The organism is Pararhizobium sp. IMCC21322, assembly GCF_030758295.1.
GTDB lineage: Bacteria > Pseudomonadota > Alphaproteobacteria > Rhizobiales.
Window position 1 is genome coordinate 595,352 of sequence record NZ_CP132335.1, and the last position, 26,972, is coordinate 622,323.

General features: G+C 55.6%; 23 protein-coding genes and 1 pseudogene. 13 read left to right on the plus strand and 11 right to left on the minus strand.

Annotation, left to right across the window (positions count from 1 at the left end; all coding sequences use genetic code 11):
- Positions 1-44 precede the first annotated feature (44 nt).
- The 3 genes from RAL91_RS02975 to RAL91_RS02985 form a co-directional block, all read right to left on the minus strand.
- Complete coding sequence (locus tag RAL91_RS02975) at positions 45-1,019, minus strand: peptidyl-alpha-hydroxyglycine alpha-amidating lyase family protein (protein WP_306259573.1); 975 nt, start codon at positions 1,017-1,019, stop codon at positions 45-47.
- A 20-nt stretch (positions 1,020-1,039) separates the two neighbouring features.
- The gene (locus tag RAL91_RS02980; protein ID WP_306259574.1) at positions 1,040-1,582 is read right to left on the minus strand and encodes a histidine phosphatase family protein; all 543 of its coding nucleotides are present in this window, start codon (positions 1,580-1,582) and stop codon (positions 1,040-1,042) included.
- Between the two features lie 187 nt (positions 1,583-1,769).
- Complete coding sequence (locus RAL91_RS02985) at positions 1,770-2,762, minus strand: LacI family DNA-binding transcriptional regulator (RefSeq protein WP_306259576.1); 993 nt, start codon at positions 2,760-2,762, stop codon at positions 1,770-1,772.
- A 177-nt stretch (positions 2,763-2,939) separates the two neighbouring features.
- Here RAL91_RS02985 and RAL91_RS02990 point away from each other — a divergent pair, with 177 nt between their 5' ends.
- The 6 genes from RAL91_RS02990 to RAL91_RS03015 all read left to right on the plus strand — a co-directional run bounded on the left by RAL91_RS02990 (position 2,940) and on the right by RAL91_RS03015 (position 13,056).
- Positions 2,940-4,832, plus strand: coding sequence for an ABC transporter substrate-binding protein (locus RAL91_RS02990; protein ID WP_306259578.1), 1,893 nt, complete (start codon positions 2,940-2,942; stop codon positions 4,830-4,832).
- A gap of 77 nt (positions 4,833-4,909) precedes the next feature.
- Positions 4,910-7,030 (plus strand): alpha-amylase family protein, encoded by a 2,121-nt coding sequence (locus RAL91_RS02995; RefSeq protein WP_306259580.1) that lies wholly within the window; start codon positions 4,910-4,912, stop codon positions 7,028-7,030.
- Positions 7,030-8,016 (plus strand): ABC transporter permease, encoded by a 987-nt coding sequence (locus RAL91_RS03000; protein WP_306262753.1) that lies wholly within the window; start codon positions 7,030-7,032, stop codon positions 8,014-8,016. Before RAL91_RS02995 ends, RAL91_RS03000 begins: the two co-directional genes overlap by 1 nt.
- On the plus strand, positions 8,016-9,185 hold the full coding sequence (locus RAL91_RS03005; RefSeq protein WP_306259582.1) for an ABC transporter permease: 1,170 nt from the start codon (positions 8,016-8,018) through the stop codon (positions 9,183-9,185). Before RAL91_RS03000 ends, RAL91_RS03005 begins: the two co-directional genes overlap by 1 nt.
- A gap of 8 nt (positions 9,186-9,193) precedes the next feature.
- Positions 9,194-10,906 carry an ABC transporter ATP-binding protein gene (locus tag RAL91_RS03010; RefSeq protein WP_306259583.1) on the plus strand — a complete coding sequence of 571 codons (1,713 nt, stop codon included), beginning with the start codon at positions 9,194-9,196 and terminating at the stop codon, positions 10,904-10,906.
- 38 nt (positions 10,907-10,944) lie between these two features.
- Entirely contained in the window at positions 10,945-13,056 is a 2,112-nt protein-coding gene (locus tag RAL91_RS03015) for a beta-galactosidase (RefSeq protein WP_306259585.1), read from the plus strand.
- 211 nt (positions 13,057-13,267) lie between these two features.
- On the opposite strand, the gene RAL91_RS03020 is transcribed toward RAL91_RS03015, so the two are convergent.
- Positions 13,268-14,191, minus strand: coding sequence for a LysR substrate-binding domain-containing protein (locus tag RAL91_RS03020; RefSeq protein WP_306259587.1), 924 nt, complete (start codon positions 14,189-14,191; stop codon positions 13,268-13,270).
- Between the two features lie 143 nt (positions 14,192-14,334).
- On the opposite strand from RAL91_RS03020, the gene RAL91_RS03025 reads away from it, so the two are divergent.
- The 3 genes from RAL91_RS03025 to RAL91_RS03035 are packed head-to-tail and all read left to right on the plus strand — an operon-like array spanning position 14,335 to position 17,278.
- A complete protein-coding gene (locus RAL91_RS03025; RefSeq protein ID WP_306259589.1) occupies positions 14,335-14,910 on the plus strand; it encodes a TRAP transporter small permease subunit in 576 nt (191 codons plus the stop codon).
- Complete coding sequence (locus RAL91_RS03030) at positions 14,907-16,202, plus strand: TRAP transporter large permease (protein WP_306259591.1); 1,296 nt, start codon at positions 14,907-14,909, stop codon at positions 16,200-16,202. The genes RAL91_RS03025 and RAL91_RS03030 overlap by 4 nt, the downstream gene beginning before the upstream one ends.
- A gap of 35 nt (positions 16,203-16,237) precedes the next feature.
- Positions 16,238-17,278 carry a TRAP transporter substrate-binding protein gene (locus RAL91_RS03035; protein WP_306259592.1) on the plus strand — a complete coding sequence of 347 codons (1,041 nt, stop codon included), beginning with the start codon at positions 16,238-16,240 and terminating at the stop codon, positions 17,276-17,278.
- 119 nt (positions 17,279-17,397) lie between these two features.
- On the opposite strand, the gene RAL91_RS03040 is transcribed toward RAL91_RS03035, so the two are convergent.
- Together RAL91_RS03040 and RAL91_RS03045 are read right to left on the minus strand one after the other, a co-directional pair.
- Entirely contained in the window at positions 17,398-17,730 is a 333-nt protein-coding gene (locus RAL91_RS03040; protein WP_306259593.1) for a hypothetical protein, read from the minus strand.
- 91 nt (positions 17,731-17,821) lie between these two features.
- Positions 17,822-18,490 (minus strand): winged helix-turn-helix transcriptional regulator, encoded by a 669-nt coding sequence (locus RAL91_RS03045; protein WP_306259595.1) that lies wholly within the window; start codon positions 18,488-18,490, stop codon positions 17,822-17,824.
- A gap of 89 nt (positions 18,491-18,579) precedes the next feature.
- Here RAL91_RS03045 and RAL91_RS03050 point away from each other — a divergent pair.
- The 4 genes and pseudogenes from RAL91_RS03050 to RAL91_RS03065 all read left to right on the plus strand — a co-directional run bounded on the left by RAL91_RS03050 (position 18,580) and on the right by RAL91_RS03065 (position 21,769).
- Positions 18,580-18,932, plus strand: a pseudogene (locus RAL91_RS03050) (DUF1428 domain-containing protein).
- 12 nt (positions 18,933-18,944) lie between these two features.
- Positions 18,945-19,724 (plus strand): VOC family protein, encoded by a 780-nt coding sequence (locus tag RAL91_RS03055; RefSeq protein ID WP_306259597.1) that lies wholly within the window; start codon positions 18,945-18,947, stop codon positions 19,722-19,724.
- Positions 19,725-19,799: 75 nt separating this feature from the next.
- Positions 19,800-20,294: a VOC family protein gene (locus RAL91_RS03060; RefSeq protein ID WP_306259599.1), complete on the plus strand. Its 495-nt coding sequence runs from the start codon at positions 19,800-19,802 to the stop codon at positions 20,292-20,294.
- A 395-nt stretch (positions 20,295-20,689) separates the two neighbouring features.
- On the plus strand, positions 20,690-21,769 hold the full coding sequence (locus tag RAL91_RS03065; RefSeq protein ID WP_306259601.1) for an aldo/keto reductase: 1,080 nt from the start codon (positions 20,690-20,692) through the stop codon (positions 21,767-21,769).
- 41 nt (positions 21,770-21,810) lie between these two features.
- Here RAL91_RS03065 and RAL91_RS03070 read toward each other — a convergent pair whose 3' ends face one another.
- From RAL91_RS03070 to RAL91_RS03090, 5 genes are read right to left on the minus strand one after another with little or no spacing between them, the layout of a single operon-like run.
- Positions 21,811-22,419, minus strand: coding sequence for a dihydroxyacetone kinase subunit L (locus RAL91_RS03070; protein WP_306259603.1), 609 nt, complete (start codon positions 22,417-22,419; stop codon positions 21,811-21,813).
- A complete protein-coding gene (locus RAL91_RS03075; protein WP_306259605.1) occupies positions 22,416-23,417 on the minus strand; it encodes a dihydroxyacetone kinase subunit DhaK in 1,002 nt (333 codons plus the stop codon). Before RAL91_RS03075 ends, RAL91_RS03070 begins: the two co-directional genes overlap by 4 nt.
- 14 nt (positions 23,418-23,431) lie before the next feature.
- Entirely contained in the window at positions 23,432-24,451 is a 1,020-nt protein-coding gene (locus RAL91_RS03080; RefSeq protein WP_306259607.1) for an ABC transporter permease, read from the minus strand.
- A gap of 15 nt (positions 24,452-24,466) precedes the next feature.
- A complete protein-coding gene (locus tag RAL91_RS03085) occupies positions 24,467-25,468 on the minus strand; it encodes an ABC transporter permease (protein WP_306259609.1) in 1,002 nt (333 codons plus the stop codon).
- Positions 25,465-26,964 (minus strand): sugar ABC transporter ATP-binding protein, encoded by a 1,500-nt coding sequence (locus RAL91_RS03090; protein WP_306259611.1) that lies wholly within the window; start codon positions 26,962-26,964, stop codon positions 25,465-25,467. Before RAL91_RS03090 ends, RAL91_RS03085 begins: the two co-directional genes overlap by 4 nt.
- Between the last annotated feature and the right edge of the window lie 8 nt (positions 26,965-26,972).

Consider the following 26,972-nt stretch of genomic DNA (forward strand, 5'->3'; position numbering starts at 1 on the left):
TAATGTCTTGACTTCATACAGGCCATGCTTGCCGGCAATTTGGCTCAAGATGCTGCCGGGCTGACACGCCTCAGCTTCTGAAACCTTCGAGCTGGAGCAGGCATCTCGCGATCCGGAAAGACTTGGCCCCAATCAGCATCAACGACATCGCCAACGTAGAGATCTCCTTTGCTGTCATAAGCGATGCTATGGGGGGAAAGAAATTGGCCTGGCTCCAGGCCCGGCCCAGTCTTTGCGTCGAGGCGCGACAGCACGTTGCTCTGCTGGTCAAAAATACTGACAAACGGTCCAATATTTGGAAATTCCCGGTTCACCTTCAGATACGAAGCCAACTCACCTACAATACAATCCGGACAACTACCGGGCGCGATGGCCAATCCGCTGGGACGGTGCATGTTGTTGATTTGCGTTTCAAATCGACCGTCTTCATCGAAAATCTGAATGCGAGAATTTTCCCTGTCGGCGACATAGATCCAGCCGTCGGCATCGCAGCAGATGTTGTGAGGAAGATTAAACTCTCCGGGACCCGTTCCGGGCGTGCCCCAACTTTTAAGCAGCCTGCCACTGGCGTCGAACTTGTGAATGCACGCGTTCTGATAGCCATCGGACACGAATATATCGCCGGAAGGCGAGACAGCCGAATGGGTGCATTTGCAAAACGGCTTGCCGCTCATGAAGCCAGAGCTAATACCCGCCGTTCCAATTTCCAAAAGAAGCTTACCATCGAGGCTGAACTTCCGAACCGTATGGTCGAAATTATCCGTTAGATAGATACATTGGTCAGGCCCGATGCTGGCGCCGTGCGGGTTCGCAAAGGCACCATGCCCCCAGGTCGACAACACATCTCCGTTTTGACTCAGGACAACGACCGGGTGGCTGCCCCGGTTGAACAGGTAAACTCTGTCTTTGTCGTCCACGGCGATCCCTGCGACATCGCCCAACGCCACCTCCGGTGGCAAATGCGCCCAGTCCGGCAGGGGTTCGTATGAGTAATCACCTTTGCCCAGGATTTCGTTCATATATTCCTCTTGGTCGCGAATTAATTGGGGTATTCGCGGATTTCACAGTTTTCCATCGAGAATCCCGCCAGTTCCTTGAAGGCGTCTCCATGGCCGACCACTGCCAGTTGAATGTCTGCCATCTGGTTAAGTTCCAACGCGAATTTTCTAATGCGTTGTTGGAAAACATCCCTTGGCTCGACCGGCACGCCATTCTCGTTCGTTGGTCCCTGATGCCACCATATCTCGTCCAAATGGTCAAAAGACAGGTCGGAGAATTCCATCTGCAGAGCGCCTGGAGCGCGGCCCATATCGCAACTGTGGCTTAGAAGCTCACGGTGGCCTGCCTGCACGCTTATTGGCGCAATACCCTGGAAAATTGTCAGGGCTGTCTGGATGGCGCGGCTCAATGGTGAGGTTATGACTTGCTGAATTCCAAGCTCCCTGATTGCGATCCTTGCTTGTTCCGCCTGCATGCGCCCTTTCTCCGTTAGTGGCGCATCAAAAATCATCGGGTCCGCCGCGCCTTCATTGTGCGCAGCATTGAATTCCGATTGGCCATGCCGGATTAGATAGACGGTCATTTGTTTTCCTGTACCAGAAATTAGAAGGATATTTCACACTGGCATAAAGCGATTGAAGAAACGTCAGTCTCATTGAGCATCTGACCAGCTGACCAGCTGACCAGCTGAATTGATCGGATCCTTTCAAAGAGAGTAGCAGACCAAAGAACTTTGGCAGCTGTAGTGACGTTTTTCAGGGCTAAAAATCCTAGATCGGCGCGTGCCAATCCACCGTCAGGGGCGCGGTTGAACCTCGCTCAATCAGCACGTTCGGGATCAGCAGGCGCATGGGCGCGAGTTTTTGCGAGGGGTGTCTTAAGCGGGTGTCGAGGCGTCGCACGGCTGCCCGTCCAAATTCCTGTGCCTTGATTTTGACAGTGGTCAGGGTCGGGGTAACCTGAAGGGCGGGGCTGAAATCTCCGAAACCGACAACCGAAACATCACGCGGAATGCGCCAGCCGCGTGACAGGATGTCAGAATAGGCGGTGATGGCCAGCCCGTCGTGACCGCAGAAAAAAGCCGTTGGGTGGCCACCCTCAGCCAGAATTCGGTCAAGTCCCTGGGTAAACGTCGTGTCGCCACCCCATGTCACGTCATAGCAGGTCATGCCAGGTGTCGCCTCGACCACCTCCTGCAGGCCGAGCAGACGTTCCCGCCGACCGCGCAAATCAATGTCGCCATGGACAAAGACAATCTCGCGGTGGCCCAGATCATAAAGATAAGTGCCAATGGCGATGCCGGCCTCACGGTCAGTGCCGCCGACGAGATCAACCTGTTCCAACGGATCAGCCCAACCAGACCGCACAACGGGTTTGGCGCTGTTCATGATCTGCGCCAGCGAGGGTTTGTGCTGCACATTGACTGAGAAAATGGCGTCGCAGCCGTCAATGAACTTTTTGAGATCGCCGTCTCCAGCGGTCCAGTGGGCACGGATCGTATAGCCAAGGCGCGCCGCCTCGCTTTGCAGGCCGTTTTGAATCTGGACGTTCATTTCCCCGTTGGCATGATCCTCGACATCAAAAACCGCACCGATTGTGAAGGTGTTGCGCGTCGGTCGGTTGTACCCAAGGTTTGTTGCGGCCTCGATCACACGGGCGCGGGTGGACTCGCTGACGCCCTGTTTGCCGGACAGCGCGCGGGAAACAGCGAACTTGGACAGACCGGTTTGTTCGGCAATGATTCGGAGGGTGATTTTACTCATTCGGGCCTCATGGTTTTGCCGCAATGCGGCGGGTTTGGGTCAACTTTTTGAGTCCCGACGGTCGCGCAGTGTTTGCTAACATGGAAACTTTTCTTTTACATAACGCTTTACCTAACGATATTCGATGTATGATGCTATGGGGGAACCAAAAAATTGTTTTGTTCTGGGAGGGACAGCATGAACAGGATTGGCAGACGTAGCTTTATTATTTCCACTACGGCCCTTGCCGGGGTCGCATTGAGCGGCATTCCGGCATTTGCACAAGAGGTTGATTTACCGCCCCAAGACGCAAGATTGCCCGAAAATCCGCTGGTTATAACACCAACGGACCGGCCGGGCGCGCAGGGCGGCACCTGGAACCACGCACTTGTTGGTGGTGGATCCTTGTCGATGCTGATCCGCTATCAGGGCTATGAGCCACTGGTGCGTTTTACTCCGGACTGGTCTGGTCTGGAGGCTAACGTTGCAGAAAGTTATGAAGTCAACGCGGATTCAACGGTTTACACATTCCATTTGCGCAAGGGGCATAAATGGTCAGATGGCGAACCTTATACGACTGAAGACATCCGGTTTTGGTATGAAGACATTTTTCAGGATCCCGAGGCCCCGTCGACCAAAGGCCAGAGCTATTGGCAGGCCAACGGCGAAGTTGCGAAAATAGAGATTGTCGATGAAACGACCTTCCGCGTTATCTTCGCTTCGCCCAATGGTTTTTTTGCGCAGGGTCTTGCATGGGCCAACCAGGATCAGCTGACAAAAGCGCCTGCCCATTATCTCAAGCAGTTTCATATACGGTATAATCCCAAAGCCAATGAACTGGCGCAGGAACGGGGGTTTGAAAGCTGGGTTGCGCTGTTCGGACGTGAGCACGGTCTGGATGAGGACAATGTCTATTTCCAGAACTCGGCCCGTCCGACCCTGAATGCCTGGAAATTCACATCAGCACCGGGCGAAGATACCGAGCGTGCCATTGCCAAGCGCAACCCTTATTACCACAAGGTCGATACCGAGGGCACACAGCTGCCATATTTCGATCAGGTGGTTTATCAGATGGTCGCTGATCCGGAGGTTCTGTTGTTGAAGACCCTTCAGGGTGAAATCGACATGATGGACCAATATATCGCCACTCCGGCAAACAAGCCGGTGTTGTTCGACGGTAAGCAGGACGGGGACTATGATTTCTATTCGCTGCAAGAAACCGCTGCGAATGTCATGGTGTTCCAGTTGAACCTGAACCACACTGATGCGGTCAAGAACGAGCTTTATAACAATATCGAGTTCCGTCAGGCGCTATCGGTTGCCATTAACCGGCAGGATCTCATTGATGCTGTGTTCGTGGGGCAGGGCAAGCCAGCGCAGCCTTCGATCAACGACAGCGATCCGCTTTATAATGAACGGCTGGCGACGCAGTTTACCCAGTACGATCCCGATCTGGCCAATGAGATGCTCGATGCCATCGTGCCTGAGCGGGATGGGGACGGCTATCGCCTTGATCCATCGGGGCGGCGCCTGTCGATTCTGTTTGAGATTGATCAGGTACGGTCGACATTTATCGACATGTTTGAATTGGCAATCCCGATGTTTCAGGCTGTGGGCATTGATGCGCAAATCCGCACAATGGACCGCTCCCTTTGGGAAACCCGGGTGCGCAATGGCCGCGATTTCGACGCCTCGGCCCACCAGTTCGGCGCTAATGGCGGAATCGCGGCGATGCTCGATCCGCGTTATTTTGTGCCTTACAACAGCAACTCGATCTATGCGCCGGGCTGGTCGCTCTACTTCGGTTCGCCCGACAATCCCGATGCGATTGAACCGCCGCAGGAGATCAAGGATCAGCAACAGCGCTACCGCGAGTTGCTGGCCACGGGTGATCTGGCAGAGCAGCAGGCCAAGATGGCCGAGATACTCGAGGCCGCTGCCGATCAGTTCCTTGTCTTTGGCGTGTCACTGCCGCCAAACGGATACGGGGTGGTCAAGAATGACATGGTCAACACCATGCCGGTCATGCCCAACAGCTTTGGATGGCCAACACCGGCGCCATCGAGGCCGGAGCAGTTCTTCAAGAACTGATTCTTTGACACCAATGTGTGGCCCGTTGGGACGAAACCGGGCCGCACCCTTTTTTTCTCTGGAATTGAGAGTATGACATGCCTGATACGGCACATGATGCTGCACGTCTTTTGCGGAGTTCAGATTGGCATCGCGGGGCGACGCGCTGGACGCAGTTGACGCTGGCCGAGGATGATCCGGTAAAGTTCGATGCAGTTGAGTGGATCGATGTGTTTCGGCAGACAGGATCAAACGCCACCTGCCTCAGTGCAGGCGGGTATATCGCCTATTACCCGACAAAGGTGCCGTACCATTATCGCAGTAAATGGCTGGGCGATACCGACCCGTTTGGCGCGCTGGTCGATGGCGCGCGGGCGCGGTCCATGCATGTGATGGCGCGGGTTGATCCACATGCCATTCATAATGACGCCGCTGAGGCCCATCCCGAATGGGTAGCCGTTGATGCAGCGGGCAATCCGCGGCGGCACTGGGCGTTTCCCGATGTCTGGGTTACCTGCGCCTATGGCGACTACAACATGGAGTACATGCCTGAAATCGTGCGTGAAATCGTGCGCGAATATGACATTGATGCGGTTTTCGCCAACCGCTGGCAGGGGCATGGCATCTGCTATTGCCAGGGTTGTGCCAAGCGGTTCCGGGATGCCTCCAGCCATGATTTGCCGCAGGCTAGCAATCCCGATGACGCTGCATGGAGGGCTTGGGTGGCGTGGCGGCGCGACCGGTTGACGAAACTGGTTGTCGACTGGGACCGCGCGGTGCAGGCGATCCGGCCCAATGCAAGCTTTATCCCCAATATGGGTGGGGCTTCGCTCATGGAATTCGATCTGGAAACGATAGAGGCCCATTGCCCGTTTCTGGTGGTTGATCATCAGGGCCGCCATGGGCTTGAGCCGGTCTGGATGGCGGGGCGTAACGCCAAACGCATCCGCGCCACGTTCCGTGACCGGTCTGTGGTGCTGATTACATCTGTCGGACCGGAAGAGCCGGTGCACCGCTGGAAGGATTCAGTCACCACCGGACCAGAAATTACCACCTGGATCGGGGACGGAGTGGCGCATGGCATGCTGCCATGGTTTACCAAGTTTAACGGGGTCATTCCCGATCCGCGCTGGATCGCGCCGGTGGCCGAAGGCTTTGATCTGCACGCAAAGTTGGAACCCGCGCTGGAAGCGACGAAGCCGGCCTGCGAAATTGCCATTCTGGATGCGACCACGACACTGCGTCTGTATGACTGGTCCAGCCGCGATCTGGCCGAGGCCGATGAAAAGGGCTTCTGTCACGCGCTGGTCGAGGCCGGATTGTCGTTCGAGTTTGTCTCCGATCACGCAATGACAGACGAGATGCTGGACCGGTTCCGTGTGCTGATCCTGCCCAATGCGCGATGTTTGTCCAACGCGCAATGCGCGTTGATTACCGATTGGGTCGAACGCGGCGGCAATCTCATCGTCGCGGGCGAAAGCGCCATGGCGGGCGAGGACGGTACGCCGCGTGCAGAATGCGGTTTGACCAGGGTTTTGGGCACGCGGGTCACGGTTGCGCCACGCGGACCGGTCAAGAATACCTATGTCGAACTGTCGGGCAATCATCCGGTCAACGCCGGCTATGAAGGTGCCAAACGGATCATCGGCGGCATTCGTCTTGTTGGGATTGAGGCGGACAAAGACACCGAGACGCCGTTTCTTTACGTTCCCGATTTCCCCGATCTGCCGATGGAGGAGGTCTATCCGCGCGATGCGGCAACAGCGCCTGCAATTGTGACGCGCCAGACACCATCGGGGGGCCGTACGGTGCATATCCCGTGGAACATCGGTGCCACCTATTGGGACGTGCAGGCCAAGGATCATCAGCGTTTGATGGAAAACGCAGTTCGTTGGGCATTATCCGGACCTGCGATGGTCGAAGTGACGGGCAAAGGCGTTCTGGATATTGGTGTGCGACAGGGGGAAGGGGCAGCGCTTGTCACACTCGTGAACCTTACCAACCCGATGATGTGGAAGGCGCAGATCCACGAGATTTATCCCGTGGGGCCAATTGAGGTATCGATTGCACTCCCCTCTGGGGTGACTGGTGTGGCGGCGCATCTGCCGATTGCCGAAAACTCTGCAGATATAACCCTGCGCGATGGTCGCGCCATTGTAACCGTGCCGCATATTGATATCGTTGAGGCAGTTCATTTGACATGGAAGGTGCCTGCCTGATGTGGGGTTATTTTCTCAAACGGATATTGTTGATGGTGCCAACGATGTTCGGCATCTCGGTGATTTCGTTCTTCATCATCCAACTGCCACCGGGTGATTATCTGACGTCGCTTCTGGCGTCGATGGCCGACAGCGGTCAGACGGTTGATCCGGCCGAGCTTGCCCGGATGCGGGCGACTTACGGCCTTGATGATCCGATGGCACTGCAATATTTCAAATGGATCAGCGGCATCGTGCTTCGTGGCGATTTTGGTTATTCGTTTGAATGGGGCCGCCCGGTCAGCGAGCTGATCTGGGATCGCATGGGAGCGACCCTGTCGGTCTCGATGGCGGCATTGGTGTTTGTCTGGGCAGTGTCGCTTCCCATTGGCATTTACTCCGCCGTGCGCCGTCATTCCATTGGCGATCACGTAGCAACGTTTTTCGGCTTTTTGGGCCTGGCGATCCCGAATTTCATTCTCGCGCTGACGTTGATGTATATCAGCTACAAATATTTTGGTCAGAGCGTTGGCGGGCTGTTTTCGCCGGAATATGTCGGGGCTGACTGGTCATGGGGCCGGGTCTGGGACCTGATGAAACATCTATGGATTCCGGTGATTGTCATTGGCACTTCGGGTACCGCTGCTCTGATCCGCATTCTACGGGCCAATCTGACCGATGAGCTGTCAAAGCCCTATGTTGTGACCGCGCGGGCCAAAGGTCTGTCGGAATACAAGGTGATCATGCGTTATCCGGTGCGCATCGCGCTCAACCCATTTGTCTCGGCAATTGGCTGGGTGCTGCCGCAATTGATCTCTGGCGTCACGATCACAGCGATTGTTCTGAACCTGCCAACCGCTGGACCGCTTTTGCTGCGGGCGCTGGTCAGTCAGGACATGTATCTGGCCGGCAGTTTCATCCTGCTTATGGGAGTGCTGACACTGATCGGGATGCTGGTGTCCGATCTGCTGCTGGCCCTGCTTGACCCGCGCATAAGGTTCACCTGATGGAAAAAACATCACAGATACAAGAGGAAACCGGCCCCGCGATCAGTCCACTGCGCCCCGGTGAGGATGCAAGCAAGATTGCTGTTTCGGGTCAATGGACGCTGATCCGGCAGAAGTTTTTTGCCAATAAGGTGGCGGTTTTTGCCGGGATCGTCGTGCTCCTGTTTTATCTCGTCGGGCTGTTTGCCGAGTTTCTGGCACCCACATCGCCCACGCTGGCACAGCCGCGTTTCACCTATGCACCGCCGCAAAGCATTGATTTCTTTGTAACAAATGAAAGCGGCGACCGGCACTGGCAGCCACACGTCAAAGGTTACACCATGACGGTGAACCAGGAATCTCTGCGTCGATCATTTGCGATTGATGAAACGGCGGTGATCCCGATTGGTTTCTTTGTTGAAGGAACGCCCTATCGGCTCTGGGGTTTGTTTGAGATGGATACCCATCTGATTGGGCCGCTGGACGCCAGTAAACCGATGAACCTGCTGGGCACCGACAGCCTTGGCCGGGATCTGATGAGCCGACTGATCTATGGAACACGGGTGTCGATGTCGATTGGTCTGATCGGCGTTATCTCGAGCCTGTTCATTGGCGTCGTTCTGGGGGCCCTTTCGGGATACTATGGCGGCTGGACCGATATCGTCATCCAGCGTCTGATCGAAGTCACGAGCGCGATGCCGACAATCCCGCTTTGGCTAGGTCTTGCTGCTGCGGTGCCGATCACATGGTCTCCGCTGACCGTCTATTTCATGGTGACGCTGATCGTATCGCTGCTGGCCTGGACGAGCCTGGCGCGTGAGGTGCGCGGCCGGTTTCTGGCACTGCGCGACGAGGATTTCGTAACGGCAGCCATATTGGATGGATCCGGGCAGGCGCGTGTTATTTTCCGGCACATCCTACCCTCGCTAACCTCGCATATCCTGGCCGTGGTGACGCTTGCAATCCCGACGATGATCGTTGCGGAAACGGCGCTGTCATTTCTTGGTATCGGGTTGAAATCACCGGTGGTCAGCTGGGGTGTGCTGCTTCAGGACGCGCAGAATATCCGCACGGTGGCGACAGCACCCTGGTTGCTGGTCTGGCCTGCAGGAGCGGTGGTTCTGACCGTCCTTTCGTTTAATTTCCTGGGCGACGGAATGCGTGATGCCGCAGACCCTTACGCTACATGAGCGCTGAGATGACCCAGCTTGAGAAGATCCAGCCAGACTTGGCACAAGAGCCGGTTCTGACCGTGCGCAATCTCAGTCTGGATTTCCACCTGCGGACCCATATTCTGCATGCGGTGCGGGATGTGAGCTTTGATCTCTATCCTGGCAAAACCCTGTGTCTGGTCGGTGAGAGCGGCTCGGGCAAATCGGTTACGGCGCGGGCGCTTTTGCGGTTGATTGATGCACAGGCAAAGGTATCGAGCGGTGAGATTACATTGCGCGGGCCCGAGGGGGCGCTACCCCTTCATACTTTAGCGCCCAACAGCCGCGAAATACGTGCTGTGCGCGGCGGGCGGATTGGCCTGATCTTTCAGGAGCCGATGTCCTCACTGTCGCCGGTACGGACCATCGGTACACAGATCGTCGAGGCGCTGCTTTTGCACCGCAAGATGACCAAGGCAGAGGCCAAGGCCGAGACCGTCAATCTGCTGCGGCAGGTCGAGATCGCTCAGCCAGAACATATGGCGGACCGATATACGTTCGAATTTTCAGGCGGCATGCGGCAACGCGCGATGATCGCCATGGCGCTGGCCTGTGATCCCGACATTTTGATTGCCGATGAGCCAACCACCGCACTTGATGTCACCACGCAGGCCGAGATCATGGATCTGATCGCCCGCCTTCAGGCCGAGCGTGGCATGGCTATGCTGATGATCACCCACGATCTTGGCCTTGTTGCTGAAGTCGCCGATCATGTTGCAGTGATGCGTTGGGGAAAGATCGTCGAGCAAGGACCGGTGGACAACATTTTTTACGGTGCTCAGCACCCTTACACCAAAGCGCTGCTGGCCGCGACTGTGCGCCTTGATACCGCAGTAAAACGCATTGCGCCGGATAGGGCTGGGCAGCCACTGTTGCAGGCGCGGGGGTTGACCAAGGGGTTTGGTGCCACAAATTGGCGCGGCAAAAAAACTTATGAAATCAAAGCGGTGGAAGATGTCAGCCTTGATCTCTGGCCGGGTGAAAACTTGGGAATCGTGGGCGAGAGCGGTTCTGGAAAAACGACGCTTGGGCGAATGCTCTTGCGGATTGTCGAGCCGTCGGAAGGCAGCATTTTGTGGCATGGCGACGCGGGTGCCGAGGACGTAACGCAGATGCCGCGCCCCGATCTGGCGCGCTATCGCTCGGCTGTACGCCTGGTTTTTCAGGATCCCTTCGCGTCGCTCAATCCGCGGATGACGGTAAAGCAAGTGATCGCCGATCCGCTTATTGTGGGCGGCGGCATGAGCGATGCAGCGCTTAATGCGCGGGTGGCGGAATTGCTGGAACTGGTTGGTCTGGAGCAGTCCGCGATGGAGCGCTATCCGCACGCCTTTTCCGGTGGTCAGCGTCAGCGGATCAGCATTGCCCGCGCGCTTGCTTCGAACCCGCGTGTGATCATCGCGGATGAGGCGACATCAGCGCTGGATGTGTCGATCCGGGCGCAGGTGCTGGATCTGCTTCTTGACCTGCAAAAGCGCCTCGATCTCAGCTTTATCTTCATTGCGCATGACATTTCGGTGGTGCGGTATTTCTGCGATCGGGTCGCCGTGATGCATCAGGGCCGGATCGTTGAGACGGGACCCGCCGAGCAAATCTGCACCGCCCCCACTGAACCCTATACCAAAAGCCTGATTTCCGCCGTGCCGAACCCTGATCCACGTAATCGGCGGATGCTTCACCGCACGCGGTTTAACGCCTGAAACAAACCCTTTCGCATAAGAAGAATATAGAGGACAAAATGGCTAATTTTCCCGCCAAACTGCCACAGGTGCCCTACGGGGCTGTTTACTTTCGCAAATCCAACCCCCCGCAAGAGGATTGGACCCGTGATTACGGCATTGCATCAAGTGATGGCCTGAACACCTTTCGCCACTGGTTTATGTGGTCGGCGATTGAACGCGCGCCCGGCAAATACGATTGGGATGATTTCGACCGACAGCTGGATCTGGCGGCAGAAAATGGCATGGCGACGGTGATCGCAGAATTCACCATGGCGTCGCCCGACTGGCTGCAACGCAAACTGGACTTTGCAAGGATGTGCAAGGCGGACGGAACGCTGATGGCGTCGCAGCTCAGCCCCTCGGTCGCGGTTGGTGGCTTTGGCGATGGCCTGGGCGGCGCGGGGCCGCTGACGCTGAATGCACCCGAAGTGCATGAGGCGGTGATGGGATTTCTGACCGAACTGGCAGGTCGCTATCGCGGACATCCGGGCCTGCTGGGTTATGACGTGAACAACGAGGTGAACTACAGTCCCGACTATGATTTTTCAAAACCGACGGCAGCCGCGTTTCGCGTCTGGCTGCGTGAAAAATACGGCACGCTTGATGCGCTGGCAAAGGTCTGGCATCGCTATTCCTATGCAGAGTGGGACGACATCATGCCGCCCCGGCAAATTCAGCCCTATTCCGAATGTCTGGACTGGTTGAGATTTCGTGAGGATAATTTCTATGGCCATGTACAGGATAAAATCAACACGATCCGCGCCGTAGATCCTGACGCCAAAATCATTTCGCATGGCATTGCGGGTGCGGTTACGGCGCTGGCCGGGCATGGCTGCAATGATTGGCGTGCAGCCGAACAGGTCGAGATTTATGGCTATACCTGGATCGGGGCGCGCAAGGGCAACCAGCCATGGCGCAACTTTTTCGCCGGTGATCTGATCCGGGGCGCGGCGCGGGGCAAACCGTTTTGGCATGCCGAACGGCAGGGCGGCCCGCTTTGGATGCAGCCTCAGGTTCTGGGCCGTGACAAGGAAGATGCACGCGTCGCCACGCCTGAGGATATCCGGCTGTGGTCGCTGGCCTCCTTTGCCGCCGGTGCCCGTGGCATGATGAATTTGCGGTATCGTCCGCTGCTGAACGGGCCGCTTTTTGGGGCATTTGGTGCCTATGGCATGGACGGCAGCCGCACACCCCGCTCCGAAATGCAGGCCAAAATTGGCCGCTGGGTTAATGCGCCCGAGCAGACCGCCTGCATGGCTGCCAAGCCGGTGCGTGGCGATATTGGCCTGTTGATGATCCCCGAGGCGCAGCGGTTTGACCTGTTATTGTCCAGCCAAGGTGGGTTCAAGACCTACCAGGATGCCATGTGGGGCGCCTATCGCGCCTTCTTTGACATGGGTGTGCAGGCCGATTGGGTTCATGACCAGGATATTGAAAAATACGATGTGATTTATGCGCCTTACCCGATCATGATGCCAGCGGAGCTCGCTGGTCGACTGGCCAAATGGGTGGCGGATGGCGGGCGGCTGATTTCGGAAGCCTGTCCGGGATATTTTGGCGATGATGGCCGTGTTGGCGTGCAGCAACCGAACAACGGACTGGATGCCGTATTTGGCGTGGTCGAGGACGAAGTGGAATTCATGCCCGACATAGGGGACCGGATCCGTCTTTCGCTGGACGCGGACGAGGGTACGATATTGCGCGGTGGCGGGTTCCTCCAATCCTATTCTCCAAAGGGCGCAGACGTTCTGGGGCATTTCGAGGGCGGGCGTGTGGCAATCACCACCTCAACCCACGGCAAAGGGCGCACGCTTCTGGTCGGCACGCACATGTCCGCCGGGCATTTCCGCGATCTCGATGCCGATGGCGCGGGAGCGGCTTCGTGGTTTCAGGCCTGTGTAGACTGGGCCGAGATCACCCCTGCGGTTCAAACCGGCAACAAGGCCGTACAGGGGCGTTTGCAACAGGATGGGGATCAGCGATATCTGTGGCTCATCAATCCGACCCCAGACGCGCAACCAATCGCAGTGACGATCGACGGTGCGCCGCTTGCCGTTAAGGATACGCTTTGGGGTGATCCGGGTGCGACGCATATTCCGGGCCGTGACGCGGTGATTGTCGCACTGTAAAAGATTTCGCCAGCGCCGAAATATTTGGCGCGGGCTCTATGTCTGCTCTCCGCCATCAAAACGTTTGTCCAGCAGCGTTTCCTGGTCTGCCGGAGTTCGCGCTGGAATTTGTGGAACGAGCGCTGCTTCCTGCAAGTTGGATAATTGAACAACATCGCGGGATAGCGGGTGAAGGCAAACTATCTGTTGAATGTAACGACTGCAGGCACCATCATCCCCTGTCTGTTTCTGATTGTAACACCACGGGCGAATACACTTCGAGGATTTCCCGCGCCAAGCCAATGACCTGACTCATTGCAACTGACTGAAGCTCGACATGTTTCAAACCCGCGATAAAATCATATGTCAGACGGGGACGAAATGGACGAACCACCACCCCGAATGGCTCGAACATCGGTGCACTGAAGGGCTCCATGATCGCGACGCCCAGACCGCGTTGCACCATGGCATAAGTCGCTGCTGAACTGTGGCAAAAAATGCGTTGATTGACCGCGACATCTGCCTCCTGGAACAGTTTTTCGTGCCGCAGGAAGACCCTGTGCCTGTCATCGAGAAGCGATATGATCGTCTCCCCCGCAAGATCTTCGACGTGAACAATTTCCTGGCCCGTCAGCGGGTGCCCCGGCGGAAGGACACATACGAAATCGACCTCGGCCAGCGTTGTCTGTTCCATATTGGCCTCAAACCCGACGCGATGGCCCAGCACGATGTCATGTTCAGTTTCACAATGCGCTGCGAAATAGCTGTAATAATCCAGGGTAATCAGCTTGGCGCGCATTTCCGGATGCTCAGCAACAAGGCGGGCCATCAGTTCAGGAATAATCGTCATGGAGATCGCTGGTGTCGAGAAAATTCTGATCTCGAGAAAAGCGTTATTTCGCAAGCGTTCCGTCGTGTCATTGAGGCCAGACAAAGAGGCAAAAACCTCATCAACACTTTGATAGAACTGCATGCCTTCGTTGGTCAGATGCAGCCGCCCTTTTTCTCGTCGAAACAGGGTGATGCCCAAATCGCGTTCCAACTGGATCAACATGCGGCTGACAGTTGGCTGCGTTGTCCGCATGTATTTTGCGGCGGCAGATATCGTGCCGTTGATGACCGTGGCGCGAAAAGCCTCAAGTTGACGAATTTTCAAGGATATTCCAATTTTGTATAGCTACATACATATTTATACGTTGCTTGTATAAGTGGCAATGGCATACTTCGTTTCCATGAGACGTACTGATTGCAGATTTGACCAACGGAACCAGACAGGCGCGCATGAATCAGGCGCCGCCCATGCGTGACCTCACGCAGACCGTGTCTCGTTGGTTTGCCTGGTTGGCGGGAGCCGTGATTTTGTTTGGCTGCGCTTTGCCAATCTCCATTGATGTGATCAGCCGCGCCATTATCGGACGCACAATTGTCGAGAGTTTTGAGATAGCAGGATATGCGCTGGCAGCCTGTATTGGTTTGGGTATGGGCTATACCGTGACAAGCAAAGCCAATGTGCGTGTCGACATTTTGACAGCCCGACTGCCGCGCGGGCTGCGTTTGGCTGTTGATCTGATTGCATCGCTGGCTTTGGCCGTAACCGCGTTTGCATTTGCTTACTATACATTCGACGTTTTGGCCGAAAGCTGGCGGCTGGGCGCGCGGTCTGTATCTACGCTGCAAGTGCCGTTGATCTTGCCACAAAGCATCTGGTGGATTGGATTTGCATGGTTCGCCACCGTTGCGTGTCTGACCCCAATTCTCGCCTTCATCCGACTGCTCTCCCGAGATATGGATGGAGCAGAGGCACTGATCTCGAATCCTGACCTGATGGATGAGATGAAAGAGAGCGGGATCGGGACGAAGGACCGCGCATCGTGATCAAAACGGCTTTGCTCTTGTTGCTTGGAGGGCTGGCGCTGAGCTTGCCCGTGGCCAGCGTTCTGGCAATCGGGGGCTATTTTCTTTCAGAGAATTTTTCATTCATCCCCATGACCGGTGCTGCAGGCACGCTGACATGGAGCCATTCTACCGATTTCATCCTGATTGCAGCACCGATGTTTATCATGATGGGTGAATTGATGCACCGCTCCGGTATTTCAGAACGCTTGTTTGGCGCCCTGACACCCTGGTTTGCACGCGTGCCTGGCCAGTTGATCCATACCAATATTGCTTCCAGTGCGGTCTTTGCCGCAACGTCCGGCTCGTCCCTGGCGACGGCCGCGACCATAGGCACGGTCGCCGTGCCCAACATGGACAAGGGCGGCTACAACAGGCCACTCTTTCTGGGATCTATCGCAGCCGGTGGCACGCTGGGTATTTTGATCCCACCCTCAATCAACATGATCGTCTATTCTGTTTTGTCCCAGACATCGGTTGTGGATCTCTATGCTGCAGGGTTTATTCCCGGTCTGATGTTGGCAATGTTGTTTTCCGGGATTGTTCTGGTGGCTGTTCTGCTTGTGCCATCATTGGTCAAGGGACAGCCTGCCGACGGCTCACTTTGGCGCGCTCGGCTAGCAGGCTTGCCGCATCTGTTGCCACCGTTGATGTTGTTTTTCGTGGTGGTCGGGTCAATTTACCTGGGCGTCGCCACCCCAACGGAGGCCTCGGCACTGGGTCTTATGGCCACGCTGGGTTTGGTCGCGATTAACGGACAGCTCAATCTTAGTGTGCTGCTGAGCGCATTTGAGGGCACTGTGCGCACGACCTGCATGATCATGCTGATCGTGTTGTCGGCGTTTTTCCTGAACCTTGTCATGGTCTCCATCGGTTTGGTGGACACAATCACGTCCTCTATCCTGGATTTGGGATGGTCGCCTTTGGCCATGCTGCTCGCCATTATCGCTTTCTATCTGGTGCTGGGCTGTTTCATGGAGACAATCTCGATGATGATTGCCACCACGCCCATTGTCGTTCCGGTTGTTGTTGGTCTGGGCTATGATCCGGTCTGGTGGGGCATCGTCTTTGTCATCCTGATCGAAGCGGCTCTGATCACGCCCCCCGTGGGCCTGAACCTTTATATCGTCCAGGCCGTGCGCAAATCCGGCTCTATCTCGGATCTGTTTATCGGGTCTGTCCCGTTTCTCGCGGCCATGCTGGTGATGGTCGTCCTGCTTCTTCTCTTTCCGGGTCTGGCACTTTGGCTTCCTGAAGTCGTCACCCCAAATTAGGGCGGAAACCACCAATCAATAAAATGGAGAACCTCATGAAGTATAAACCAACCCTCGCAGCCATTATGGCAATGGCATTCGCAGTGCCTGTAATGGCAGCAGACATCCCCGAAACCGAACTGAACGTTGTTGGATCAATTGGCATTCTGTCCATGTACAAGGATATGGAATCTCCGTTCTGGAACGAGACAATAAAAGAAAGCTCTGATGGTGCAATCAAAGCAAACCTGAAGCCCTTCAATGAACTGGGCTTCAAAGGCGGTGAGCTGTTTTCGCTTGTGTCAAACGGAACTGTGCAGATGGCACATCAGGTTCTGGCTTACACCTCCGGCTCTGTCCCCATGAACGAAGCAACAGACCTTGTTGGTGTCGTTGCAGATGTTGAAGCGGTTCACATAGCGGCCAAAGCATTCCGCGACACACATGCGGAATTCTTGGCAAAGGACCACAACATCAAACTTCTGGGCTATGGCACTTACCAAAGTCAGGTCATTTATTGCCGTGATGCCTTTACGTCTATCGCCGACATGAAGGGGCGCAAGGTGCGCGCCTCTGGTGCCTCTCAGCAGGTGTTCATCGAGCATCTTGGCGGTTCGCCGATTGGCATGTCGTTTGGTGAAGTTCCGACTGCCATGGCCAATGGCACCATCGACTGCGCGATCACCGGGGCGCTGTCCGGTTACCAGGCCAAATGGCACGAACCAGCGAATTATATTTCCGCACTACCAATCAACCATGGCGTGATCGCGCATATTGCCAATATGGACTGGTGGAACAGCGTCGATCCCGCCGCTCAAGCCGTGATTGAGGCCGGACTGACCGATCTGGAAGAAAAGATGTTTGCTTTGGCGAAAACGGAAACCACCGATGGCCTGGCCTGTAATTCAGGCGGGGCTTGTGCATATGGGGATGCGGCCAACATGACGCTGGTGCCTGTTACAGACGCTGACCGCGCCTTGCGCACCGAAGCTGCAAATGTTGCAGTTCTGCCCGCCTACAAAGAGCGGTGCGGCGAAGAATGTTCTGCCGCATGGAATGCAACGATTGGTGCAGCGATGGGCTTCACCATCAACTAAGCGGATCAGGGACGAGTGGGTTCGCCCGCTCGTCCACATCAGTGATCAGTGCCGCGTTTTGCAGGGTCACACTACAGGCCCAATACAACGGGACTTCGTCGGCCTGAAATGGCACAATCTTACGGACTGTTAATCTGCGTCAATGATGATTGCAGAAAAGCCCGTACACCGTTTTCAAAATAGGCCTGCGCTGTGTGTTCATCAATCCGGTTCAGTGAAAACCGGTGCAACGCGCCGTCCCGGAACTGCTTATATCTGGTCCAGTAGAAATTGCCCTCGAATCCATACTGACCGTCATCCGTGCTGCCATCCGCCATTGTCACGTGACAGGACCAGTCGGGACGATACTGCACCGTTGCGACCCGAGCCAATGTCTCGGGATCAAAGGCGTGAAGCGTTTGATTAAAGAGAAATTCCTTGATCTCTTTTTTGAATAAGCGCGCGTTAGCCATTGCTGCTTTCTAAGACCATGAACGTGCGGCGAGACAGATTGTCAGAACAGCAACCATCGTTAAAGCTGATTGAAAACATATTGGCAAAACCTCAAGCGTTTTGCGACAGTGGAAACAGGGTCACAAAGCGTTCTGCGAGGCTACGGTCACCTTCAATCTGTAGCAAGTCGTCCTTCTCCATCGCCTCAATGGGTGCGCCCCCATAGATGATTCCGGCCATCACCTCCGGTACTGCGGTGAATATGACATCGGCATGGTCTGGATCGCTGGCAACAATTCTGATCGTTCCATCCTGCATCGTAGCGACATATCGCTCTTCTCCAATTCTGAAGCCGAAGGTGGCATCAATATTGGCCGACGCTTCGCGATCAATCATGGTCCGAAATGACAGGAACATGGACGCTGCACTAAACGGGCGCGTTGGGTCGTGACCGGGAGAGCCACAGGCCCAGCGTCCCAGTTCGACAAAGATCGGTTCGCAGCGCAGCCCCCATTCGGTCAGTTCATATACCTGTGTACCGGCGGGAGGGGGCAGCTTGCGCCGGATAAGAATGCCAACACTTTCCAACTCTTCCAGCCGCTGTGTCAGCACATTGGCGCTGATACCGGGCAGACCTCTGCGGATATCGCCAAACCGGCGCGGTCCGAACATCATCTCTCGAATGACGAGCAGCATCCATCGGTCGCCGATGAGGTCCAGGGCGTGCGCAGCAGCGCAGGCGTCATCATAGCGGCGGCGTTTGTTAGCAATTTCATTCATAGTTATTTTTAATAACTCAATGGTTGACAATAGTAACACGTGATTGCATCATCGGCAAACCTTATCCTGTAATCATAAGGAGATATCCCATGAACTATGTCGATGGATTTGTGACTGCGGTACCGGCCGCCAACAAACAGAAATATATCGAGCATGCGCGCAATGCGATGCCGCTCATGAAAGAATTTGGCGTACAGCGGATGGTTGAGTGCTGGGGCGACGACACCCTGAGGGCAAGACCACTGACTTCAAAGGTGCAGTAAAAGCGAAGAACAACGAGGTGGTGCTGTTTAGCTGGTTTGAATGGCCCGACAAGGCAACCCGCGACGCCGGGGTGAAGATGATGATGGAAGACCCGCGTATGAAGAAGATGGGCAATGAAATGCCCTTTGACGGCAAGCGCATGATCTTTGGCGGGTTCACACCAATTCTGGACGAATAGGGAGATAGACTGATGAGCAATCGTGAAGGCACACCCATCTGGTACGAATTGATGACCGAAGAGCCCGGTGCGGCTCAGGAATTTTATGGCTCCGTCATGGGCTGGACGTTTGAGGCCATGCCCGGCGGGCTGGAGCGCGAATATCTTGTAGCTTCTGCCGGTGACCAAACGGTCGCCGGTTTGATGCGAACGCCCGAGCATGCCAAGGGGATGCCAAATATGTGGTTCGTCTATATCGGGGTTGAGGATGTTGACGCGTCCGCCGAAAAAGTAGCGTCGCTGGGCGGAACGGTCGATATTGAGCCGACTGACATTCCCGGTGTTGGCCGGTTTGCATTCTGTGCCGACCCGCAAGGCGCGCATTTCTATTTGATGCGCGGCAGCAGCAACGAGGACAGCACGGCCTTCGCGCCAAGGAAAGCGGGCCATTGCAGCTGGAACGAGTTGGTGACGTCCGATCAAAAGGCGGCAATGGACTTCTACAGCAAACTGCTTGGTTGGGAAAATGGCGGGGCGATGCCAATGGGCGGAACCATGGGCGACTATACGTTCATCAATCATGGCAAAGAGATGATCGGCGCCGTTATGGATGCGCCCGACAAGGACACCAGGCCTTTCTGGAACTTTGCATTGCAAGTGACCGATATTGATGCGGCCGTGATGGCTGTCAAAAAAGGCGGTGGCACTGTGCGGACGGGTCCAAACGAATTACCGGATAACAGTGGATGGCTGATCCAGACAACCGATCCTCAGGGCGCAAGGGTCATGTTCACCGGTGCCAGAAAATTGTGAGGTCTGCGCCTATATAACTTGGCCGTGTATATGCTGGTATAACCTATACGGCCCTGACACTGTAAGGAGAGGATAATGACAGCCCAACAGAAAATAGCGCCTTGCCTGTGGTTCGACAAGCAAGCACTGGAAGCTGCTGAATTCTACGTATCGGCGTTTCCGGATTCCCGGATAGACAACGTCATTCGATCTGGAGTGGACTGGCCGGCAGGCGAAGCCGGTGACGTGATCTTTGTCGAGTTCACGCTTTCAGGTGTTGCGCATCAAGCATTAAACGGTGGGGCCAACCAACCCTTCACCGAAGCTATTTCGCTGTCCGTCACCTGTGAGGATCAAGCGGAAATTGATCGACTTTGGGCGGCGTTAACGGACGGCGGTGGCGAACCAATTCAATGCGGCTGGCTGAAAGACAGGTTCGGCCTCCGTTGGCAAATCGTTCCAGCGTCTCATCAGCGTATGATGAGGGAGGGAAACGATGAGCAATTGGCACGACTCATGGCTGCGATGATGAATATGGTGAAGTTCGATGTCGCTGCGCTGGAAGCGGTCTTCGAGGGCAAGGAAAAATAAAGGGCCTTCGTAGAGTCAGGATACCTGAAAATAGTATACACCAGAAGCTGGAAGACATCAGGCCACAAGCCGGTTTTCGCCATTAGATCACTAGCGCAGCAACGCTATCAAAAATGTTGGTCTGGAATTTGGGGCTCTCCCGAATTTATTCCAAAATGATGCTGCCATGCCCAAACATTGTATAACTTACGGCGAGGGGCAGCCCGGTAAAATTGTGGGCTTTGATGGATTGTTCGCTTCCATGTGTCGTTCATTAAAATTGGTGATCGAATATATGACAAACCGCTGGATTGATTGCGCAAACCCATACTAAACTGACACGAATAAAATGGTGCGGACGCATGCTGTGAGGCGTTTGCGCGGGACAAATGCGCAGACTGTCGGGAGGAACTGGAATGAAATATCGGACCCTTGGGAAAACCGGGCTAAAAATTTCTGAAATCACGATGGGCACGTTCACCTTTGGGGGTAGCGGGCCATTTGGGATGGTCGCCAGTCAAGGTGTTGCCGAGGCCCGCAAGCTTGTGGATCTGTGCGTCGACAATGGCGTCAATCTGTTTGATACCGCCAATATGTACTCGACCGGATTGTCTGAAGAGATTCTTGGCGAAGTCCTTGAAGGCCGTTATGATGATATTCTCGTCACATCCAAGGCGCGCATGCCCATTGGTGAGGGACCAAATGATGAAGGCGTGTCCCGATGGCACCTCATTCGGGAATGTGAGCGGTCTCTAAAGCGTTTGCGCACTGATCATATCGATGTTTACTACATGCATGAATGGGACGGCATAACTCCGGTTGAGGAGAAAATGGCGGCGCTCGACACGCTCGTTCAGCATGGCAAGGTGCGCTATGTCGGTTGCTCCAATTATTCCGGCTGGCATGTCATGAAGTCGCTGGCTGCAGCACCAAGCTATGCATCGCGCTTTGTCACCCAACAAATTCACTACACTTTGGAAGCCCGCGAAGCGGAATTCGAGCTGTTGCCCTTGTCGGTCGATCAGGGTCTTGGCGTGTTGGTCTGGTCACCGCTGGCCGGTGGCCTGCTCAGCGGCAAGCATCGGCGCGGTCAGGATGCACCAGCAGGATCGCGCCAGGCTGCCGGATGGAACGAGCCACCAATCCGCGATATGTCGCGTTTGTGGAACATTGTTGATGTGCTTGTGGAGATCGGCGAGGAGCATGATGTGGCGGCCGCGCAAATCGCGTTGGCCTGGCTTTTGACACGGCCGGCGATTTCCTCACTGGTGGTCGGAGGCCGTACAGAAGAGCAGTTCGAGCAGAACTTCAGGGCCGTCGATATCACGCTTACTGATGATCAGCTCAAACGCCTCAATGATGTGAGCCGCCTGCCGCTGCATTACCCGTATTGGCACCAGCATAATTTCGCCCGGCCACGGTTTACAGAGGCCGATCAGGCGCTGCATGCCGATTATCCGGATCGCCACTATGGTGGCGAAGATAATTTGATCTAGAGCCTATCAACCAGCGGCGACGCTCGTCAGCTTTCACGCTGCTAGCGCGCCGCTGCGGCTTTAACAATGCGTTGCATGGCCAGCATCCCCGGATCGTCCATGCCGATGCTTTTTTCCCCGAAAATGCGGGCGCGGCCAATGGTTGCCGGTTTGTCGCGGATATCATCCAGCGCTTGATCAACGGCTTTGGCAGCTGCATCTGCCAGGGCTTCCGGCGTATCAAGCCCGGCGGTTGCCTGAGCCACGGCATCAAGACTGTCGAGGACCGTTTTACCGCCCAGTTCAGCCTTGCCCCGCTCCTGCATTTTATCGCGGGCAGCGGCAACGAGATTTGAAATCTCGGCGGCATCAAATTCCGTCTGACCTTTCAGCGTCTTTGCCGCCGTCATCAGACCGGTTGCCATCAACGTTCCGTAGGATGAGCCGGACGATTTGGTAAATGCTTGGGCGCATTGAAACAACGCCATGCCGATGTCATAGGGAAGGTCGTCCTTCATCGCGGAAATGGCGCGCATGCCGCGGGTCATGGTCACCCCCAGATCGCCGTCGCCCAGCGCACCGTCAGCGGCATTCAATTCATCAAAGTCACGTTCCATTGCCGCCGTCACACGGTCGATTGCCTGTACCAGGTCCGCCTTCGCAAGTGTCATCGGACCCTCCAGAAAGCGCAGTCGCATGGGGCTTTCAAAAGCGCTTCCAGCTCATCATTAAGCTTGCACAGCGTGAAGGATACACCTGACATTTCCATGGATGTTGCGTAGCGCCCGACAAGCGGCATGACAATTGTCACGCCGGCCTTATCAAGCCGCTGCTTGACAATTCGGTAGAGGATATAAAGTTCTTCGGGCGGTGTGGCACCAAGACTGTTGACCAGAATTGACACGCGGTCACCCGATGCAAGCGGCATATCAGCGAGCAGGCGGTCCATCATTTCGTCCGCAATCTCATCGGCAGTGCGCAGTTTGCCGCGCCACACGCCCGGCTCACCGTGGATGCCCATGCCCATTTCCATCTCATCATCTGCGATGTCAAATGTCGGCTTGCCCGCTTGTGGAACCGTGCATGATGAGAGCGCCGCACCGATGGAGCGGCAGGCATCGGCAGCCTTTTGTGCAACGGCGGTAACGCCTTCAAGGTCGCGGCCTTCTTCTGCGGCAGCGCCCGCCAGTTTGAACGCGTAGACCATACCGGCCACGCCGCGGCGTTTTTCATGTTCTGCTGGCGGCGCGGAGGCCACATCGTCGGCCAGCAGCACTGTGGTGCAGTTGATATCTTCAAACTCGACCAACTCTCCGGCCATATCAAAATTCATGACATCGCCGCCATAATTGCCGTAAAGCCGCAGCACGCCCGCGCCTTGATCGGCAACGCGAATGGCATCTGCCATCTGCTCAGCGGACGGGGAGGCGAACACATCGCCAACAGCGCAGGCATCAAGCAGCCCTTCACCGACATAGCCGGTAAACACTGGCAAATGGCCTGAGCCGCCGCCGGTGACAATGCCCACCTTGCCGTCTTTTGCCTGTTTGGCACGCGTCACGACTTTGCTGCTGTCACCGTGCATCCGGTAGAATTCAGGATGCGCTGCGACGAAGCCTTCCAGCATTTCGTCGACGTAGTTTTCGGGTTTGTTAAGTATCTTCTTCATCCCATCCCCTCGGTTCAGCTGGATTTAGTCGGTTTGGACAGGGCCGAGCGGAAAACGGCCAGTCCGTTGGTGTTGATCACCATCACAAATATAAGCAGTGCGCCCCAGATCAGTTCTCTGGCAAAATTGGATACCTGGAGCATGTTGAGGCCGCTCGACAAAAACTGCATGGAGAGCACGGCCAGGACCACGCCAACAACGCGCCCGTATCCGCCATAGGGGTTTACACCGCCAAGCACCGCAATCAGAACCGCAAGCAGCAGATAGCTGGAGCCATAATCTGCTTTGGCCGAGTTTGCGCGGCTCATGATGACAAGCCCGGCGACAGAGGCAAACATGCCTGCGATCACGTAAACTTTTAAAATCATGCGGTTGATATCAACTGCAGCATAGAGCGCTGCCAGCGGATTTGCACCAAACATGGTCACCCGCAGGCCAAAAGCTGTGCGCGTCAACAGCAGGTGCAAGCCAAAGCCCAGCAGCGCAAAGACGATCAATGGCACCGGTATGCCAAGCAAACGCTCATTGCCAATCCAGGCCACAGCATCGGGAAAGCCCATTACGGCACTGCCTCCGGTCATTGCAATTGCAAAGCCGGTAAAGACAAGGCCGGAGCCGAGCGTTGCCAGGATGGGCGGCAAGCCAAAGAATGCGATCAGTGATCCGTTGATCAAACCAGCAATTGCGCCAATGCAAAGAGCCGCGACCATAGCCAGGCCAAGCCACAGCAACGATTGGCCAGCAGCCATTGTGGGGTCGGCAAACTGGGTCAAGATGATAGCTGCGATGACCGCCGAAAGGTTTGAGACGCCCACCACCGACAGATCAATGCCGCCGGTCATCATGGTTATCGTCATGGCAAGGGCCAGAATGGCAAATTCCGGAAACTGGAAGGCCATCGAAGTCAGGTTTTGCGGTGACAGGAACCGGTCTGGTGACAGCACCGCCATGAAAGCAAACACCGCAATGGCGATAACAAGCAGACGGAACTCGGGGGCCCGGGTGAAGTCTTTTTTATGGATTTGCGTTGTCATGTAAACCTCATCACCTCATCCGGCGCGCGCAGCGGCGCGTTTGGCACGATAGGCCGGGACACCGGTTCCGATCAGGATCAACAGCCCGATGGTCACCGATTGCCACGTGGTTGGAATGCCGACGACGATCAGGCTGTTTTCCACAATCACAATCAGAGCAACACCAAGCAATGTTCCGGTCAAAGTACCGTAGCCCCCGATCAGCCGCGCACCGCCCAGCACGACAGCGGCAATAACTGATAATTCAAGGCCAACCAGCGAGAACGGGTCAGCCATACGGCCCACCGAACCATGAATAATTCCTGCAAGACCTGCCAGGGCACCAACATAGACATAGACAAAAAACTGAGTGCCTTTGACATTGATACCGAGCCGCCGGGCGCTTTCCAGCGACCCGCCAATGGCATAAATGGATCGTCCTAGCATCGTCTTGTGCAAGATGAACCAGGTCATCAGGATAACGCCAATGAGCGCCACAAGCGCCCAGGGGAACGAGTAGAAACTTCCGGCTTCAGTCGTCCCGCGTGCGATCACACCACGCGAGAAATCCCGCATTTCCGGTGGCAGGGCGGAGATGCGTTGCGAGCCAATAAAGGTCAGCAGAAAGCCGCGAAACATGGATAAAGTGCCCAGCGTCACGATCAACGTTGGCAGTCCGAACACGGCAATAAACACGCCATTGATTGCACCCAGTGCCGCGCCGATGCAAATCGACAGTGCAAAGATCAGCGGCCATGGCATATCCGGCCAGATCGCGAGCGCAAGCACTGAGGCTGAATACATCGCAAAAACAGCAATTGCGGTAAAACTGACATCAATACCGCCCGAGACAAGAACCAGCATGGCACCAACGGCCAGAATGCCGATGACGATCGATGCGCGCAGCAGATCAGACAAGGTTGTGACGGACAGGAACAGCGGGTCTGACAGCGTTGCGATAATGCAAAACAGGATTATCACGCCTGCGACAAGCGTTTCGTTTCGGGTCAAGAAATCTTTGGAAAACAAGCTACTCATGATGCCAAACTATGGGCTAGCTTTTCTTCGGTCGCTACTTCGCCAGCCAGTTCATCTGTAATTTTACCCTCACGCATGACCAGAATACGATGACAGGTCGCAAGCAGTTCTGGCAGATCGTCAGAGATGACGATGATCCCGATCCCTTCATTTGCCAGTTCCCGTATGATGTCGTGGATATCGGCTTTGGAGCCAACATCGACGCCAACACTTGGTCCATTCAAAATCAGCACACGGGGTGTCCGTGACAGCCAGCGCGCCAGCGCAACACGCTGCTGGTTGCCCCCGGACAGTGACTGGACCGGCGCTTCAATATCGGGTGCCTTGACCTTCAGGCGCTTCAGCCAGTCGGCAGCTTCCGCCACAAGTCCGCCCATGTTCAGGAACCCGGCAGCGCTCGTATGTTCATCCAGACGGCCGATTGCGACATTGCGCACAATGGATTGGCTCAGGAAAAGTCCTTCAGTCAAACGGTCTTCAGGCACATACCCGATGCGTGCGTGGGACGCTGCGACAGGATCGCCAATCGGGACAGTGTTTCCGTCAACCGTAATGGTGCCATGGTCGGGTTCGATCAGTCCAAACAGTGCCTTGGCCAGGGATGTTCGGCCGCTGCCCAAAAGCCCCGTGATCCCGAGCACTTCTCCTGACATAAGCTCAAAATTGATATCGTCGAAGGAGCCGGTCTTGCCCAGATCGCGCACGCTCATCAGCGTCCGCGCGTCGGCGATAACCGGACTTGGCCGCGCTTCAGGGACATCACGCCCAGTCATGTGGCGGGTCAGTGATTGGGTATCGAATTCTGATGCGGGACCTTCTGCAACCTTTTCACCATTGCGCAGCACAACAACCTTTTCGCTGACTTCCAGCACTTCGGCCAGTTTGTGACTGACAAAGATCACGGCAACACCGTCTTCTTTGAGGCGCCGAATGATGCGCAAAAGGGCGGTGACTTCTTTCTCGGTGAGCGCTGTTGTTGGCTCATCCATAATGATCAGACGCGCTTTTGACGCCAAGGCGCGACAGATGGCGACCAATTGCTTGTGGGCAACAGGTAAATCTTCCACCCGGGCATCCAGATCGATTTTCACGCCGACACGATCCAGCGCCTCTTGCGCAATTTTGCGCGCCTTGCCACGTTCAAAGAACCGCTTGCCTCCGGTCAATTGTGTGGAAAAGGCGATGTTTTCATAAATGGTCAAATTGGGAAAAAGCGAGAAGTCCTGAAAGATGACCATCACACCCGCCGCAGCTGATATCCGCGGATTGAGCACTGATTGCACCTTACCGCCTATGCGGATCGTGCCTTCTGTCGCTTGTTCAACGCCGGAAATGATTTTGATCAGTGTGGATTTACCGGAGCCATTCTCGCCTGCAAGGCAAACGGCTTCTCCGTGATTAACAGTGAAATCCACACCATCCAGGGCGGTTACACCCGCGTAACGTTTTGTGATCCCGGCAAGGTCAATAAACGCATCTGGACTTACATCAGACATGCTGGCCC

Bases quoted from the DNA above. Each gene is read 5' to 3' on its own strand.
- RAL91_RS03010 (WP_306259583.1), top strand. From the start codon at position 9,194: ATGACCCAGCTTGAGAAGATCCAGCCAGACTTGGCACAAGAGCCGGTT.
- RAL91_RS03005 (WP_306259582.1), top strand. From the start codon at position 8,016: ATGGAAAAAACATCACAGATACAAGAGGAAACCGGCCCCGCGATCAGT.
- RAL91_RS03045 (WP_306259595.1), bottom strand. From the start codon at position 18,490: ATGAATGAAATTGCTAACAAACGCCGCCGCTATGATGACGCCTGCGCT.
- RAL91_RS03015 (WP_306259585.1), top strand. From the start codon at position 10,945: ATGGCTAATTTTCCCGCCAAACTGCCACAGGTGCCCTACGGGGCTGTT.
- RAL91_RS02985 (WP_306259576.1), bottom strand. From the start codon at position 2,762: ATGAGTAAAATCACCCTCCGAATCATTGCCGAACAAACCGGTCTGTCC.
- RAL91_RS03040 (WP_306259593.1), bottom strand. From the start codon at position 17,730: ATGGCTAACGCGCGCTTATTCAAAAAAGAGATCAAGGAATTTCTCTTT.
- RAL91_RS03075 (WP_306259605.1), bottom strand. From the start codon at position 23,417: ATGAAGAAGATACTTAACAAACCCGAAAACTACGTCGACGAAATGCTG.
- RAL91_RS03060 (WP_306259599.1), top strand. From the start codon at position 19,800: ATGACAGCCCAACAGAAAATAGCGCCTTGCCTGTGGTTCGACAAGCAA.
- RAL91_RS03090 (WP_306259611.1), bottom strand. From the start codon at position 26,964: ATGTCTGATGTAAGTCCAGATGCGTTTATTGACCTTGCCGGGATCACA.
- RAL91_RS03065 (WP_306259601.1), top strand. From the start codon at position 20,690: ATGAAATATCGGACCCTTGGGAAAACCGGGCTAAAAATTTCTGAAATC.
- RAL91_RS03055 (WP_306259597.1), top strand. From the start codon at position 18,945: ATGAGCAATCGTGAAGGCACACCCATCTGGTACGAATTGATGACCGAA.
- RAL91_RS02975 (WP_306259573.1), bottom strand. From the start codon at position 1,019: ATGAACGAAATCCTGGGCAAAGGTGATTACTCATACGAACCCCTGCCG.
- RAL91_RS02980 (WP_306259574.1), bottom strand. From the start codon at position 1,582: ATGACCGTCTATCTAATCCGGCATGGCCAATCGGAATTCAATGCTGCG.
- RAL91_RS03035 (WP_306259592.1), top strand. From the start codon at position 16,238: ATGAAGTATAAACCAACCCTCGCAGCCATTATGGCAATGGCATTCGCA.
- RAL91_RS02990 (WP_306259578.1), top strand. From the start codon at position 2,940: ATGAACAGGATTGGCAGACGTAGCTTTATTATTTCCACTACGGCCCTT.
- RAL91_RS03025 (WP_306259589.1), top strand. From the start codon at position 14,335: ATGCGTGACCTCACGCAGACCGTGTCTCGTTGGTTTGCCTGGTTGGCG.
- RAL91_RS02995 (WP_306259580.1), top strand. From the start codon at position 4,910: ATGCCTGATACGGCACATGATGCTGCACGTCTTTTGCGGAGTTCAGAT.
- RAL91_RS03085 (WP_306259609.1), bottom strand. From the start codon at position 25,468: ATGAGTAGCTTGTTTTCCAAAGATTTCTTGACCCGAAACGAAACGCTT.
- RAL91_RS03000 (WP_306262753.1), top strand. From the start codon at position 7,030: ATGTGGGGTTATTTTCTCAAACGGATATTGTTGATGGTGCCAACGATG.
- RAL91_RS03070 (WP_306259603.1), bottom strand. From the start codon at position 22,419: ATGACACTTGCGAAGGCGGACCTGGTACAGGCAATCGACCGTGTGACG.
- RAL91_RS03080 (WP_306259607.1), bottom strand. From the start codon at position 24,451: ATGACAACGCAAATCCATAAAAAAGACTTCACCCGGGCCCCCGAGTTC.